The organism is Pedococcus dokdonensis (genome assembly GCF_900104525.1).
GTDB lineage: Bacteria > Actinomycetota > Actinomycetes > Actinomycetales > Dermatophilaceae > Pedococcus > Pedococcus dokdonensis.
This window is the reverse complement of record NZ_LT629711.1, coordinates 2,292,530-2,307,377: the sequence shown is the minus strand read 5'-3', so window position 1 is coordinate 2,307,377 and position 14,848 is coordinate 2,292,530. Positions and strand designations below refer to the sequence as shown.

11 protein-coding genes are annotated in these 14,848 nt (G+C 69.0%); 2 read left to right on the top strand and 9 right to left on the bottom strand.

Translation table 11 applies throughout. From position 1 onward, the window contains the following. Nucleotides 1–14: 14 nt before the first annotated feature. The 5 genes from BLQ34_RS10785 to BLQ34_RS10765 all read right to left on the bottom strand — a co-directional run bounded on the left by BLQ34_RS10785 (nucleotide 15) and on the right by BLQ34_RS10765 (nucleotide 8,213). Entirely contained in the window at nucleotides 15–785 is a 771-nt protein-coding gene (locus tag BLQ34_RS10785) for a maleylpyruvate isomerase family mycothiol-dependent enzyme (RefSeq protein ID WP_091785145.1), read from the bottom strand. Nucleotides 786–794: 9 nt separating this feature from the next. Then, nucleotides 795–1,388, bottom strand: coding sequence for a TetR/AcrR family transcriptional regulator (locus tag BLQ34_RS10780; RefSeq protein WP_091785142.1), 594 nt, complete (start codon nucleotides 1,386–1,388; stop codon nucleotides 795–797). 82 nt (nucleotides 1,389–1,470) lie between these two features. Beyond that, the gene (locus tag BLQ34_RS10775) at nucleotides 1,471–3,411 is read right to left on the bottom strand and encodes a patatin-like phospholipase domain-containing protein (protein ID WP_091785139.1); all 1,941 of its coding nucleotides are present in this window, start codon (nucleotides 3,409–3,411) and stop codon (nucleotides 1,471–1,473) included. Nucleotides 3,412–4,067: 656 nt separating this feature from the next. Next, entirely contained in the window at nucleotides 4,068–6,893 is a 2,826-nt protein-coding gene (locus BLQ34_RS10770) for an NACHT domain-containing protein (RefSeq protein WP_091785136.1), read from the bottom strand. 309 nt (nucleotides 6,894–7,202) lie between these two features. Continuing rightward, nucleotides 7,203–8,213, bottom strand: coding sequence for a glycoside hydrolase family 3 N-terminal domain-containing protein (locus tag BLQ34_RS10765; protein ID WP_091785133.1), 1,011 nt, complete (start codon nucleotides 8,211–8,213; stop codon nucleotides 7,203–7,205). A gap of 357 nt (nucleotides 8,214–8,570) precedes the next feature. Between BLQ34_RS10765 and BLQ34_RS10760 the strand changes: the two genes are divergently transcribed. Both BLQ34_RS10760 and BLQ34_RS10755 read left to right on the top strand, forming a co-directional pair. Continuing rightward, nucleotides 8,571–9,551: a nucleoside hydrolase gene (locus BLQ34_RS10760; protein ID WP_091785130.1), complete on the top strand. Its 981-nt coding sequence runs from the start codon at nucleotides 8,571–8,573 to the stop codon at nucleotides 9,549–9,551. Then, entirely contained in the window at nucleotides 9,551–10,384 is an 834-nt protein-coding gene (locus tag BLQ34_RS10755) for a ribokinase (RefSeq protein ID WP_091785127.1), read from the top strand. The genes BLQ34_RS10760 and BLQ34_RS10755 overlap by 1 nt, the downstream gene beginning before the upstream one ends. Nucleotides 10,385–10,430: 46 nt before the next feature. Here BLQ34_RS10755 and BLQ34_RS19325 read toward each other — a convergent pair whose 3' ends face one another. The 4 genes from BLQ34_RS19325 to BLQ34_RS10730 form a co-directional block, all read right to left on the bottom strand. Continuing rightward, entirely contained in the window at nucleotides 10,431–11,033 is a 603-nt protein-coding gene (locus BLQ34_RS19325) for a hypothetical protein (RefSeq protein ID WP_157692996.1), read from the bottom strand. 230 nt (nucleotides 11,034–11,263) lie between these two features. Next, the gene (locus tag BLQ34_RS10745; protein WP_091785121.1) at nucleotides 11,264–12,496 is read right to left on the bottom strand and encodes a class I SAM-dependent methyltransferase; all 1,233 of its coding nucleotides are present in this window, start codon (nucleotides 12,494–12,496) and stop codon (nucleotides 11,264–11,266) included. Nucleotides 12,497–12,575: 79 nt separating this feature from the next. Then, on the bottom strand, nucleotides 12,576–13,316 hold the full coding sequence (locus BLQ34_RS10740) for a DUF6299 family protein (RefSeq protein ID WP_091785118.1): 741 nt from the start codon (nucleotides 13,314–13,316) through the stop codon (nucleotides 12,576–12,578). A 437-nt stretch (nucleotides 13,317–13,753) separates the two neighbouring features. Beyond that, nucleotides 13,754–14,593, bottom strand: a complete 840-nt coding sequence (locus BLQ34_RS10730; protein WP_231961040.1) for a GNAT family N-acetyltransferase — start codon at nucleotides 14,591–14,593, stop codon at nucleotides 13,754–13,756. Nucleotides 14,594–14,848 lie beyond the last annotated feature (255 nt).

The following is a 14,848-nucleotide window of genomic DNA, read 5'->3' as shown; positions in this document are numbered from 1 at the left end:
CTTGGCTACGCGGCTCAGAACGGCACGAAGGTCGCCATCAGCCCGGTGCCGGGGGTTCGCCCGGACAACGTCCGGCAGAACAGCTCGGCATCCATCGTGATCGACTCGCCGGTGGTCCCGGACGACCACCGGCCGCCAACCGGCCCGGTCAGGGTGAGGTCGAAGGGCTGCCCGTGCCGCACAGCCCACTCGGTGACGACGTCGGCGACGAGTATGCCGTCGTGGTCGGGGGTGAGCTCCATCGGACGTTCCAGCGCCTGGGCGATGTCACTGCGGTGCATCCAGGGGTCGCGGGTCAGGATCGTGTCGGTCAAGAAACCGACGGTCCAGGACTCCGGGCTCGCGCCGTCAGGACCCTGGTCGACGATCGTCCTCGACCGCAGGAACGCCGGGCGACGGCGACGCCCCGCGGCTGCCTCGGACCCGATCCGGTGAACGGCTGCAACGAGATCCGGCACGCTCAGCTGCTGGTGCTTGCGCACCTGGAGGTCGGTGAGCTCGTCGATCTGTGGGCGCCCGGAGCGCTTCGCTGCGCGGGTGGCGAGAAGCATCTGGCGCGCCATCTCGGGCAGCGACGCGGCGAGCTCGGCCATCCCGAGCGTGTGCCCCACCATGTCTCGGACCGTCCAGCCCGGACAGCTGGTGGGTGCCCGCCAGTCGTCGTCGTCCAGATCGTCGAGGACGCGGGCGAACCGGGAGTACTCCTCGGCCGCAAGCCTGATGGCGGTGTCGTGGTCGAACCGGCTGTCGTGGACGGCCTCCTTGCGTGCGGTGGTCGTGGCCATGTCGCTTCCTCAGAGTCCGAAGTGGTCGGCGAGCATGCCGAGGGCGCGGTCGAGCTGCCGCGCGTAACGGTCGCCCCCCGGGTCGTTGGCCAGCTGTGCGTCGACGAGTCCGCCGACGACCGCGGAGAAGAGGTCGAGGTCGTCCTCGGCGGACAGCCCGATCCTGGCGAAGTTCTCCTGGGCCAGCTCCCACACTGCGAGCGACGGCAGGTAGGCCTCCTCGCTCGGCTGGAAGTCCGCGCTGATCCGCACGTTCATCAGCTGGTTGCGGGACTGGTCGGCGACGGCGTAGTCGAAGTAGGCGCGACCCATCACCGTCAGCGCTTTCCGCGGATCCTTCGGGAGACCTGCGTCAGCGACCGCCTGCATGGCGTCGAGACATCCCTGCCACGCCTGACCGAACATGGCGTCGTAGATCGCGTTCTTCGAGGCGAAGTGGGAGTAGAGCGAAGGCGCACGCATCCCGACGCGGTCGGCGACATCCTTCAGGGTCAGAGCAGCGATGCCCTTCTCGTGCGCCACGTCCCAGGCGGCGGCGAGGATCTCGGCCCGGGTCGCCTGACGACGTTCCGCGACCCTATCGCGGGTAGGTGCGCCTAACATGGTTAGGAGAATGCGCCTGCTCGGAGCTCGTGTCAAGACCGGCCGGCACGGTCAGTGCAGGTTGGGCAGTGGTCGTCGTTCCCTACTCCGGCGCCATCCTGATCGCCGGAGCGGGGGAGGGCCGGTCCTGGCGCAGCGACGGCCAGTCCGCCTGCTCCCACTCCTCGACGAGGTCGAGCAGTGCCTTGGTGGCGGCGAGGTCCTTCTCCCGCCAGGCCTTGCCGTCCATGTACGAGGTGCCGGGCGCGCCGCTGGTCGGGTAGTCCTCCACCAGGCCGCCGTAGTCGCGCGCGTCCCACGCCACCTCGAAACCCTCCAGCACCTCGGAGAGACGCGTCATGGCGTTGCGGTAGCGGATCACCCGGTGCGGGTCCCACTGGAAGCCGAGCAGCTTCTCGCCCGCCTCGGCGCCGCGACCCGCGAGGGCCATGATCACGTCGTCGGGCATCTCCAGGTTGAAGCCGCCCTCGCCCTTGCGCAGCCGGATCTCGACGACGCGCTCGGCATACCCGCGTTGGGTGACCTGGGTGTTGTCCGACCAGTTCTGCACGCTGTCGCGCAGGGCCTGCACGAAGCCCGGCACCGTGGTGAACGGCTGCGCGCGAGGTATGACGCCGCCCTCGGCCGCCGCGGACAGCCAGGTCATCTCGGGGTGCTGCGGGTGCGGTGAAGCCAGGTTGATGCCGAAGGTCGGGCGGGTGGGCAGGAGCGAGTCGAAGAAGTGCATCGGGAAGTTGCTGCTGATGCCGCCGTCGGAGAAGAGGTGTCGCACCACCGACTGGTCGCCGTTGTAGTCCACGGCATACAGCGGCACGGCGGCGATCAGGCCGGGGAAGCTGAGGCTCATCCGCGCCATCACCACGAGTGGCAGCGCCTCCGGACCGGGCCTGCGCTCGCCCTTCTCCGGAGCACCCGGTCCGGGGAAGTAGAAGAGCGGCTGCTTGGTCTTCGGGTGCAGGTGCGTCGATGGCGGCAGGCCGGCCACCATCGTGTCGACGACGTCGCGCGGGAAGAGGCCGAGCATCTCGTCGCGGTCGAACAGGAAGACCTGCTGGCGGAACGGCATCCGGAACGGTCGACGGATGGTGAGGTTCGTCGTCATCGTCTCGAGGTCGATGGCCCGCTTGCGGCGCACCTCACCGATGGGGCGCTGTGTGGTCGGTGTCGCGGCGGCATACGCCTGCCACGCTGCCAGCCCGGCCGAGCCCCACAGGTCGCCCAGGGTCAGGCACCGGCCCTTGGGGAGCCCCGCCACGTCGTTGACCGTGCGGTTGAGCCACTCGGTGAGGGCCGGCTCGTCGGCGTTGCCCGAGTGCGTGGCGCCGTCGGTGAGGCCGAAGTCGTGACGGGGAAGGACCTTCACCGCCTTGAGGGCGAAGCCGACGAGCGCGGCCACGACGCCGACGACCAGCCCCAGCAGGACAGGCAGGATCAGCGCGAGGGTGAACCGCCCCCAACCCTCGTCGCCCGGGATTCCGTTGAGCAGCAACGCCGGCGCCGCCACCACGAGCACGAGGAGCAGCCCGCCCAGGAACCACCAGAGCCGCTCCCTGACCAGCGCGACCACTGCGGCCCGCACCTTGCCGGGGCCGAGCGCCGCGAGCAGCACCCCGAAGATGGGCTCGGTCTCGGGGTGCGGCTGGAACAGGGTGGCCAGACGCTTCGACACGTCGAGCGGCAGCACCGCCAGTGCCTGGTAGCCCTCGGCCGGCGCTTCGGAGTCGTGCTGGCGGCGGTACTCCGCGGCGGCTGCGACCACCGCCGCGATCGCCCCCGCCGACGTGCCCCCGATGCTCTTGAGCCGGTACTTCGTCGCCAGCCGGCAGATGGTCAGCGGGTAGACCACCCCCGACGTGATCCCACCCTTCATGATCACGTCGCACTCCGTGGGTGGCCCGGCTGTGGTGGGCGGCGCCGCCGCGACGTCGTATGCCGCGTGGCTGAGCTCCTCGATCTCTGCCCTGGCCCGGCGCCGCTCGTCCTCGGCGGTGGGGACGTGCGAGGTCGTCTCCGTAGTGGTCATGAGTGCCTCCCTCACTGCGACCGGACGTCGAGGACGTCGAGGTCCAGGACTGCCACCAGAGTGGGACCTCCGCCCGTCACCGGCAACCCTTCACAGCGGGAACGCGCCAAGAGCAGTAGCGGCGGAAAGACCGGCCCCGCTCGACCACAGTGACCGGGGTTCAGAGCCCACCGCGACCTTTTGTCGTGTGCGCGAGCCAGACCCGTAAAGAATGGACGGCAAGCTCAGCCCGTGAACGGACGACGAAGCACGCACGGCGAACAACAACATATCGAGCAAAGGCATCCCGCCGGCCAAGGTCCGGGCGCATCGCGCGAGCCGTAAGCGAGGTTCGCGAGGGGAACCATCGCGTGCCGTTGCAAGTCAGTTGGGGGATTCCGTTTCCCGCGAACGAGTGGCCAATCATGAGACGGCCATGACCCTGCTGTGGGTTGTGTCCACACATGGGGCCACGGCCAGGTCGTCGCAGACTCGATTGCCGCCCCGCTCCTGATGTCGCCCGGCCGGAGACCCGTTCGCCCGGCCACAGTGGGGACACGAAGCGCGTTTCGTTCTGGGCCGACCAGGCACACCCGGGGCCTCGGCTAGTCGAGTAGGCGACGACAATTTCCCGCACGGGGCTATGACGCATCGGCGACGGCGATTGGCAGAAGCCGTCAGTGGTCCGCGAACATGTTCACCTCATCGCGCACCCACCGCTCCGCGAAATCCTGCAGCTTCGGAGGGAGATCGAGTTGCGAGATGGACCGCAGAGAACCGCCCTCAAGTGACGCCTCTCCTCCACTGAAGACCAGTGACACGACGCGGTCACGAGGCAGACCGTGGGGATCTCCCGCCAGTTCCAATAAGCCCATGGCCGCTAGGAGCCTGGCAGCCTTCTCGCCTTGATCGGCCGCCTCCACATCACGCCGTTCATCGTCGGGACTCTCAAGTCCAATAGCGAATGGGGTGTCGGACGGAGCGGAGATCTGCCCGCCGCCGTCGAGTGCCGCCATGATCTCCTCGGTGTAAGCATTCAACACTAAGGGGTCGAAAGAGGCTGAACTCCGAAGCACCCGAGAGGCCAAGCCTATTAGGTAGTAGCCATTCCCGACTGCGGAATCAGCGAAAAGGCCTTCGACACCATGGTGCTGAACCATTAGTCGAACGGACTCGCTTGATAGCGGACCCGCCAAGGCGCACCAAAGATGTTTGGTAACCCCTGACCGGCGCCACTCCTCACGTATCGGCCCGAGAGCCTCCCGCCAATCCTCTCGTGGATCGTCGCCCTCCCGGCCAGAATGGCTCATAGGTGTGACCACCAGGGCCCGAAGCGCCGACGAGCAACTTGTTGGCCCGATCGCCTCGATTCGCGCGGCAAGGGCGCGGAGCCACTCGTACCGGATCTCCGCGCTGACATCGAGAATGGAGACAAGAAGCGAACCAGAAGTCTCGAACTCCGGATCTGACTGACGGTTCAGCAGAGCCACGACGCGGTCCGCCACCGCGTCAAGCGTGCGGGGGGACGGAACGTAAAATGCGAAGCAACGAATGATGAAACTCAGCAGGTTGGCTTCTTGCTGATCGCCGCCGACATCACCCTTAAGTAGCGCACGAATGGCTTTATCGGAACCATCGACCTCCGTATCATTTATGATTTGGACCGCGAGCTGGCAAACAACGTCCCATTCGGCCGCTAGTACCTTTTGCCTCATTACCTCAGCTAGCGCCTTTGGATTCTTGGCTTGACGCGTGAGTTGTCTAGCGGCGAAGTACTCGATAAAGGTGGCGTGCGTGAAGGTGTACCGTTCCGGCGAAACTTCTGACAGGATCCACGCGCGGCCACTGCAATGGTCAACGAAGTTTGCGGCGGCGGCTCGCGCTTCGTCGAACGTTCGGAAACGCCGCTTCTTGAGGTACTTAGCCAGACGCTTGACAAGAAGGGCGCGCGTCAATCCGGCCTCGTTCAGCCCACTTCCGTACATGTATAGGGCGAGGGCGTCCAGCGCGCCCATCATGTGCGACTGAAATGACAGGGTTGGTCGAATCCCGCGGTTCCTGTCCCAGCTGTCGAACATCAAGCGTGAGCACTTCTCGTAAACTTCCGGCCGATTGCGGGGTATGTATTGGTCATAGGAGTAAAGAGCGCACATCAATGAAAGCATCAGCGGGTTTGAGGCGATGTCATTTAGGCTCTCCGCCTCGCGAATGAAGGACTCCGCCCTTTGACCCCGTTCATCCTGCGAGAGATCGTCCTCGAAAGAGAACCATCTCGTGACGTAGTCCTTTCGCTGTTCAGGCACAAAGCCCGATATCTCGACGACGTTGAAAAGGTCGCCGTCCAACGGCGCCTGCGGATACCCCACGCGGCGGCTCGTCACAATGACCGGAACTAGCGGAAAGCGGTGAACGAAGCCCTCCACGACGTCGACCACGCGATGCCTGTCTGCGGTGTCAAGCAATTCGTCTAGTCCGTCAAAGAAGACTTTGACACGACCCGACTCCAATAGGGACTCAAGAACGCCTTCTGGCGGCTCCAGACTATGTCGCGAGGCGCTGACTCTATGGAGCACCTCGACCACGGTCATCTTGCCGCTCGATAACTCTTCTGCCCAGTCTCGTAGCACGATCATAAGCGTCAGCGAACGATCGGCCCGGCGCGCCAACTGCTCGCCGGAATAGATGTTCATCATACGGCGACTGGTTGTTGTTTTTCCGCCGCCAGGGTCCCCTAGGACGACCAATCTGTGAAACTGCCGTCCGACGCTCAGTATGTCTCCGCGCCCGAATCTGCGATCTGTGCTGGCTTGTCGATAGGGTACTGCGTTGGGTGCGACGTACAGCTCAGCAAGGGGGACGCTTTTCAAGTTGCCCAAGTGTGGCATCTTGGATTTCGTCGTTGCCTGCTGCACTGATCGGAGAACGGCATCTATGTAGGAGTCTGCAGCAGCACTTGAGGCCAGATCATTTAAGATGGCCGAGTCCGCCAGTGAGAGCCTGCCCACCAATGCGGCATTCTTTGCCAACACCCGCTTAGTCTTAGGCGTCGCGTCTGTAGCAAAGGCGCCAGATGTGCCTAACGCATCAGATATGTTCGCGACGATCTCACGCCCCACGTGAGCGGCTATGGCCCGCGCGGACACGGCAGTGACTTGCTTCGTGTAGCGCAGGATTCCACCAGATAAGCGACCGACGAGAATGGCTTCCGATTCGCTGCTCCATTTGTCGGTTACCTGGAGCGCTGCCACCCACTGCAGCAGGCGTTCCACTTCATCTCCGGCCAAGAACTCGACGATGGCGGATGAGTCGCCGGTACGGAGCTCATCTTGGTACGGCGCTAATTCCTCAATATATGTCGGGGCCTTGAGAAGTTGCTCGAGTTCGCGCGCTCGCAATCGCGATCGTCCGACATCGACGGCAACGGCCCCAAGCCGGGCCACGCTTCGAACCGCCTGCTTGGCCAGGAAGGTTGACGGCTCAATGTCGGTGGGATCGACGCTCATGCTACTCCTCGTTCGGCGGCTATTGCGACAGTACTATCCGGTGGTGCCGGACGACTGCGTTTCCGGGCGCCGGTGCCGAAGCCAAGGCCATTGGCCCACATCGAAGACTCGCCAATCCTCATGCGATCGGGCGGGTAAGCTCCGGTACCCGATTGACCGTAGTGAGATCGGCCTCTACCGCGTGTGCTGTCGCGTGGATTGCGCGCTCACGGGATCTGCCCGCCAGCCCCCATCAGCGATCCTCGAGCCGCTCATTCTGGGCGGAAGGATGCGACGCCAGGTCCTTGTTGGCGCTCGGGGCTGATCCGCTTAGCTGCACTTCGCTAGGCCGAGGGTGGACTTGAGGTCGAGGACTCTTGCGGCGGCGGCGTCGACCTGGTCGGCGAACTCGGGGCTGGACTTCCGCTGGGCCGCGATCGCCTTGAGCATCGCCGGCGCCTGGCTCGCCTTGGCGGTCAGGACGATGTCGCCGCCAGCAGCGATGAACCGCGTCGCCCGAACTCCAACCGGGACGGCCGCGACGGCCTTGGCCGCCCCGACGTCATCGGTGATGACGACGCCCTGGAACCCCAGCTCTCCACGCAGCAGATCCGTCACGATCGCGGAGGAGAACATCGCCTGGTTGTCCGGATCGAGTTTGGGGTAGCGCGCCGACGAGATCATCACGAGCGGAGCCCCCGCCTCGATCCCCGCCTTGAACGGCGCGAGATAAGGATCGGAGCCAGACGCGGTGGAGTCGGTGATGCCGTTGCTCGTGACGTCGGTGTTGCCGGTGATCCGCCCCAGCCCCGGGAAGTGCTTGACCGTCGGCGCGATGCCGGCGGCGAGGGTCCCGCGGACGAACGCCGCGGCATACTTGGCGTTGGTCGAAGGGGAGCCGGGCGCGAAGTCGCGGCGGTAGCGGCCGATCGGCTCGTTCGCGGCGCCGAGCGAGGTGGGCACGGTGTCGGCGACCGGCGCGAGGTTGATGTTGACGCCGGCCCTCTTGAGCTCGCGGGCCCACTCCTCGACGTTCGCCTCCTCGGTGCTGACCCCCGACTGAGCCTGCGTCCGCGCCGACGGGATGCGCGTGAACCCCGCTCCGCGCAGCTGCTGCACCTGCCCGCCCTCCTGGTCGGCCGCGACCAGCAGGCCGTGCGAGGCGGCGCGAGACAGCCGGGCCGAGATGGTGGCCATCGACGAGGTGCCGTTCGACCAGCCGCCGAGGTAGATGACCCCGCCGAGACCCTGCGACTTCACCTGCGCGGCGAGCGCCCGCGAGCTGCCCGTGGGCTGCAGCCCGACCATCAGCAGCTGCCCGGCCCGCTGCGCCGGAGTCATGGCGGCCGCGAGCTGCTCCCCGCACGACGGCGCCTCGGTCGTCGTGGTCGAGGACGGCGACGACGAAGACGACGAAGAGGAGGAAGAAGGGGCCGACGAGGACGACGACGAGCCAGAGTCCGCGGAGGTAGAAGAAGAGTCCGACGGCGAGATCCCGGTGCACGCCGTCGCGGTCAACGCCAGTGCCGTCAGCCCACTCACGAGGAGCAGGGGGCGGCGAGGGAGGCGGGCGTGGCGGCCGAGGTGCGCTGTCACCGCACGAACCTATCCCGCGCCCCGGGCCGCGACGAAACCCGCAGGCCAGCACGGCATCGCGGTGAACCGGAGCCGGACAGACCCCTCTGGCAGGATCGCGACATGCCGATCCCCGTGGTCCTCGACGTCGACACCGGAGTCGACGACGCCTGCGCCCTCTTGCTGGCCGCACTACACCCTTCCCTCGACCTCAGGGCGGTGACCTGTGTCGGCGGCAACGCCCCGGTGGACGCCGTCCTCGCCAACACCCTCACTGTCCTCGACGCGGCCAACCGGCCGGACGTCCCCGTCGCGCGCGGCGCCGAGCGGCCGCTCCTGGAGGAGCCGGTCGATGCCCGCCACGTGCACGGCCAGGACGGCATGGGCGACCTCGACTGGCCGAAGTCGACTCGCCAGCCCGACCCGCGCCACGCCGTCGAGCTGCTGCGCGACGTGCTGCTCGAGGCGGCCGGGGGCGACCAGGACGGCCGGGTCACCCTCATCCCACTCGCGCCACTCACCAACATCGCCCTCCTCCTGCGCTCCTATCCCGCTGTTGCCAGCGGAATTCGCGAGATCGTCTTCATGGGTGGCGCGGCCGAGGTCGGCAACGCGACCGCCTCCGCGGAGTTCAACGTGTTCCACGACCCGGAGGCCGCGGCGATCGTCCTCGACGCCTGCGCCGACCTCGACATCGACGTCACCATGTATGGCTTGGACGTCTTCTACGCCCCGCGGGTTGGGCGCGAGGTGGCCAAGACCCTCTCCGCGCCGGGAGACCGCAGCGCCGCCGACCTCGCCGGGCGGCTGATCGCCTTCCAGTGTGAGCGGTTCGGCGGCGAGGGCGCGACCATCGGTGACGCCGGCGCGGTCTGCGCGGTGCTCGAGCCTGCGGGTGTGAGGAGGGAGCGCCTCCCCGTCCGCGTCGAGCTGGCCGGCACCTGGTCGCGTGGGCGCACGATCGTCGACCGTCGCGACTGGACCGGCGACATGACCCATGACCCGCACGGCCAGGCCAGGTCGAGCATCGACGTGTGCCTCGAGGTCGACGCCCAGCGCTACGCGACCCTCTGGCTCGACACCGTCAGTGGAGGCCTGCGCTGATGGGGCGGGTCGTGGTGCTCGGGTCGCTCAACGTCGACCTCGTCGCCTCCGTCGAACGCCACCCCGGGCCCGGCGAGACGATCCTCGCCGACGCTGCGCTGCAACGGTTTGCCGGCGGCAAGGGTGGCAACCAGGCCGTCGCCGCAGCCGCAGCGGGCGCGCAGGTGGCGATGGTCGCCGCCGTCGGTGCGGACGACGGGGGACAGGCGTACGCCGCGAGGTTGCGCGACCGGGGCATCGACGCCTCCGCGGTGCGCACCTCCACCACGGCACCGACCGGTCAGGCCTGGATCACGGTCGACGACGAGGGTGAGAACGCCATCGTGGTCATCCCCGGCGCCAACGCCGAGGTCACCACCGACGATCTCACAGCGGTTGACGGGCTCACTGAAGGCGACGTCCTCCTCATGCAGCTCGAGGTGCCGATCCGCACCGTCGCAGCCGCCGCCCGCCTCGCCCGGAGCAAGGGTGCGCGGGTGGTCATCAACGCCGCCCCGTATGCCGCCCTCCCGCACGACGTCGTCGACCTCGCCGACCCGCTGGTGGTCAACGAGCACGAGGCCCTCCAGCTCGCCGACAGCGACCTCACGCCGAGCTCGTTGCTCGTGACCTTCGGTGCCGCGGGGTGCAGCTGGGACGGGAGGCGGCACGACGGCATACCGGTCGACGACGCTGACGTGGTCGACACGACCGGTGCCGGGGACGCGTTCTGTGGCGCGCTCGCGGCGGCACTCGCCGCCGGGGCCGACCGCGACGAGGCGGTCAGGGCAGCGAGCCGGGCCGGTGCCGACGCCGTGCGGCACCGGGGCGCGCAACCGGACCCCGAGCTGTAGGCACGTCGGGGCGCCCGGCTACACAGGCTGCCAGCCGGGAGATCGGTCAGTAGACCGAGACGTGCACGTGGTCCATGTGGTTGGCGGTCGGGCTGCCGCGGTCCTCCATGGCCTGCCAGCCGCCACCGTTCGGGTACCAGATGCGCTGGCGCCAGATGACGTACTTGACGTTGAGGGTCTTGGCGTTCGCCTGCACGAAGGCGGCGATCTCGTTGCCCTCGGTCGTGCCGCACATGATGTCGACGGCGTGGCCGGTGCCGTGGTCGAGCGGGTCGCCGGGGCGGTAGCCGCCGAACGGACCGGACCCGGGGAACTCGGCCTTCACCGCGTTGATGACGGCGATCGCGTTGGGGGTCATGCCGCCCACGTTGCTCAGGCCGGAGCGTGAGGTGTTGCGGGAGATGCCGGTCGTGCTGCGGGCGCTCGCGGCAGCGTCGGTGGCCTTCTTCGCCTTGGGCGCGGCCTTCGCGGTGAACCCGATGACGCCGTAGTCGGCGATCTTGGCCGGGCCCGCGACAGCCTCAGCCCGGGCGACCACCGGGGCCTGGGCGACGTCGGCCGCAGTCAGCTCGAAGCCGGCACCTGCACCCGGGGCCGCGAACGCGGTCGCGACACCGAGGGCCGACGCGGCAAGGCCGAGGCCCTTCACGGCCGAGCGGTGGCTCGGCCGTCGCCAGAGCCCAGCCAGCACGGCTCGACGGGGGGCACTCGCTCCGCGATGGCGACCGGAAGCGACAGGTGAGGGGGAGGACATCGCCGACGAGGATACGAGATGGTAACGGCGAAGGGCCAACTACCGGAGGTTTCGGGCACCAGTAACACCCGGAGGCTTGCGGTTGCCTCCACTTGCGGGGTCCGTGGGCCGGGCCGCCGCGGGGGTCAGGCCGGGTTGACGATGAGGGCGACCTGGTTGCTGCGGACCCGCGTCAGGACGACCGTCGCCTCGACCTGGCCCTTGGCCGGCAGGCGGAGCTGACGGCGCAGCAGGTCGGCGTCCACGCTGATCCCGCGCTTCTTGATGGTCAGCCGGTCGATGCCGTGGTCGCGGAGCCAGCCGCGCAGGGCCTTGACGTTGAACGGCATCGCCTCGACCACGGCATACCGGCGCGCATAGGGGAGGTCGACGGACCGGCTCGACCCGACGTAGCCGACCCCGGCATCGAGCTCGGCGCCATCGGTGGCGGCGGTCAGTGCCCCCACGAGCCCGGCTCTGAGCAGGGCCTTGTCGGGCTCGTAGAGCCAGCCGCCGAGCTCGGCGAGGTTGACCAGGGCCGGGGTGTCGCCGTCGGTGTCGGCCTCGGTGACCACCACTGCCGGGCCGCGCGCGCGGAGCACCGCGGCGCTGCGACCCGCGGTCCGCACCAGGGGCCCGAACCAGACCGCGCACTCCACGACATCGCCCTCCCACGAGGTCCACTGCGCTTCGGCGCCACCGGGTAGGGCGGAGTGGGGGAACGCAGGACTGAGCTTGGCCCCGGTCGCGGGCAGCGCACGCGCCACCTCCTGCACCGTGGGCCAGCTGGGCGAGATCTCGGCCAGGTTGAAGATGCGCCGGGTGCGGCCGGTCACGTCGGCCACCCCGGGCGTGCGCCGCGCCGGGTCGAGCCACGCGCCGACGCCGCGGGCACCCTCGCCGGACGGGGCGGTGAACTCCTCGACCATGCCGTGCTGAGCGGTCGAGTCGGGCCAGTGCCGCAAGTTGACGGCGGCGATCCCGGCGGTGAGCTCGTCGGCGTCGATCGCGCGCACCCGCAGGTCGAGCCCGGCCATCGCCATCGCGTCGGCGCCGATGCCGCAGCCGAGGTCGTGCACCGTGTGGATGCCCGCCGCCCGGAACCGCTGCGCGTGCTGGGCGGCGACTGCCAGCCGGGTCGCCTGCTCGAGCCCGTCGGAGGTCAGCACCATGCCCCGGGCGAACTCGCCGAACTTGTCGACGGCCTTCGCGCGGAGCCGAGCCTGGTTGAGCGCGGCGGCCACGAGCTCGGGGTCGAAGCCCGCGCCCCGCAGCCGCTGCTGGAGCGCGAGCGCGCCCGCCTCGTCATACGGAGGCAGTGACTGCAGCAGTCCCCAGCCCTCGCCGGTCGTCAGCCGTCGCAGCAGGGCCAGGTCCATGTCGCGCATTGTTGCGTATGCCGTCGCGGTCGTGTGCCTGAGCGCAGGCCAGGGCGCGCGCTCAGGCACACGACCCTCGTCAGGAGAGGGTGACGGTGCCCTGGGCGGTCTTGTTGGTGCAGCCCGGCCCGGAGCAGGCACTCGCAGTGACGACGGCCTGGGCGGTGCCGGTCGAGAACGCCTGCGGCCCGGTCACGAGCAGGCTCCACGCGTGGGTCGCCCCGTCGCACGTCCCGTCGACGGGGGAGGAGATCCCCTGGGTCCCGCCCTGGGACAGCCGCCCGGAGATCGTCACGGTGGTCGGGGAGCCGGAGCCGGTGCAGGAGTAGGTGCCGCTCAGCCGTGCGCCGCCCCCGTCGAGCGCGCCGACGGCGTCGAGCGTGACCGTGGCGGCGGGCGCCGGAAGCGCTCGGAAGGCCAGCTCGAGGTGGGTCGCGGTCCGCGCGTCGGAGAGCGCCGCGAGGTAGAACGGTCCGGCGGGGCCGCCGGACGCCGTCAGCACCGACCCGCCGCTGCAGCCCATCAGGACGTTGTCGCGAGGGTCGCCGCCGAGCATCGCGATCCCCACCCGGTGGTCCGAACCCGAGGCGTCCACGACGAAGCCGAGGCCGCTCGGGTCGTCGACCCGGTACCAGACCGCCCGGTCGGTGGCCGGGAAGCCGCAGTCGGCAGCCAGCCCGGACTCGAGGGAGTCGAGGGTCGCGCCCGCGACGTCGAGCCGAAGGGTGGTCGGGAGCGCGCGGACAGCGACGGCCTTGCGGGCGGTGTCGTTCGAGGGGGCCTTGGGCTTGGCTGTCGAGGCCTTCGGCAGCTCGGACACGACCGCTCGCGGTCGGCTGCCGACCGTGGGACCGGTCGTCGCGGCGGAGGGACGGACCGTCGTGGCGGCGGACTGTCCTGGAGGAGTCGCTGACGAAGGCCTGCTGGGTGTTACGGCTGTCGCGGAGGCGACGGGGGTGATTGCCCCTGCTGCCGGGGCCGTCCGGCTGGGGCTGGCACTCGCGACGGTGCCCGGTGCCGCCCGGTCCGGCGCCGGGCGCAGGCTGAGCGCCGCGGCCGGCGCGGCGGCCAGCAGGGCGGCGGCGGAGACGGCGATGACTGCGTGGATCGACTTCACTGTGGAACCCCCCGATTCGTGCGCGGACCCGATCGGGCCCTCATCCACCCAGACGCCCGAGACACCCGAACGGTTGTGCCCATCGTGGTCGTGTGCCTGAGCGCGGGCCAGGGCGCGCGCTCAGGCACACGACTCGGACGTCAGCTCTCGCGTCGCCACTCGTAAGGGGTGGTCGTCGACACCTTGAGGAAGCCCGACCGCTCGAGGATCGGCCGGGAGAACTCGGTCGAGTCGCTGTTGATGTAGCGCTTGCCGTGCTCGATCGCAGACCTGGCCCGGGCCGACGTGAGGGCCCGGTAGATGCCACGACCCCGGTACTCGGGCAGCGTCGCGCCACCCCAGATCCCGGCGAACTCGGTGCCGGCCACCGGCTCGAGCCGCCCCGCGCTGACGATCCGCCCGCGGTCCTCGGCCACCCACATCTCCATGTCGTCCCGCGTCCGCAGCCGGTGCAGGATCTGCTCGGCCATCGCAGCGAGCTGGGCAGGCGAGTCCCCGAACACCTCGCCCTGCATGGCCGTCATGGCCTGCACCTCGTCCTCGTCGGTGACCCGGCGGACGGAGAGGCCGTCCGGCAGCTCGACCTCGACCGCGAGCAGGGACGCCTCGCCGACCATGATCGACTCTGGCTCGTCGGGGGTGAAGCCGCGGGCGACGAGGGCGTCGTGCAGCCCGGGCGCGTGGTCGTGGCCGCGCGTCTTCCACTCGACGGTGCTGATCTCGGGAAGGGCCTGGTAGTGCGCGAGCGCCTGCCCGACCAGGTCGCGGACGAAGGCCTCGTCGGCGGGTCGGTCCTCGGTGTCGAGGCTGCGGTAGGTGATGAAGCCACGCCCGCCGAGGTAGGTCGCCAGCACCAGAGGCCCCAGCCGGTCCACCGTGATCGCCGACGGCACCTCGGCCTCCTGGCGCAGCTGTTCGTCGTACGCACGCAGGAGGGCAGCGGCCTCGGCGGGTGGGGTGGCGGGGGAGGTGTCGGTCACGGCTCGACCCTGCCGCGTCGCGAGGGGTCCGCGCCACCGGATAACCACCCAGTCCCGACCCGGCGCGTCCGCCCTCGGCGAACGCCCGCGAGACTTCTGGCACTCGAGTTGACCGAGTGCTAACCACGAGCCTAGATTTGCCGTTGGCACTCCGGTTCGCCGAGTGCTAACGCAGCCAACCGGTCGACCCCCGCGACGGCGACCGGACCGGCAGCACCCCAGCACCACACGCATCACCACTCACTGTCCAACTTT